The sequence below is a fragment of the Psychrobacter sp. 1U2 genome (assembly GCF_051847575.1).
This window is the reverse complement of the sequence record NZ_JBPYDC010001591.1, coordinates 1-568: the sequence shown is the minus strand read 5'-3', so window position 1 is coordinate 568 and position 568 is coordinate 1. Positions and strand designations below refer to the sequence as shown.

Below are 568 nucleotides of genomic sequence, written 5' to 3'. Positions count from 1 at the left end.
AGAGCTATTAAAAAAGCTAAAACTGCCGACACTGTCTATTAATATATGACACTCTACCCCGCGTTTGGCGGCAGCAGCTAGAGACTTCAGCACCTCTAGGACTTGGCCTTTGGGGTAGATAATATAAAACTCTATAAGAATGGTGCGCTTAGCATTATCGATATCGCTAATCAGATGATTAAAAAACGCTCTAGATGAAGTTAGCAGTTGCATCCTATGTCCAGCGTACACGCCAAACCCTGTCCAGCGTGTACCGATACGACTCACGCCCCGATAGTTAATCGGCAACAAATCCTGTCCTTGATCAAACACCATCCGCTCACGTGCTGCTATGTCGTTCATTAGCAAGCTTGCTTGATCCACACGCTGCCGATAACGACGACCGATCATCGGTTCGCCGACTAGAATATAAGCTATAAACCCAAACACTGGCAGGGTGTATAGAACCGCTATCCAGGCAATCGCCACTCCAATATTGCGCTGTACCGAGACCACACGCAAAGTCATGATCACCATTAATATGATGTGTAATAGCAGTCCTAACCCTGCAAAGCTACCCCAAGACCAC

1 protein-coding gene is annotated in these 568 nt (G+C 46.7%); it reads right to left on the bottom strand.

All coding sequences use genetic code 11. The features are described from left to right. The coding region (locus ACS8FD_RS23355) for a PLDc N-terminal domain-containing protein (RefSeq protein ID WP_439277607.1) at nt 1–568 on the bottom strand (568 nt) is incomplete at both ends.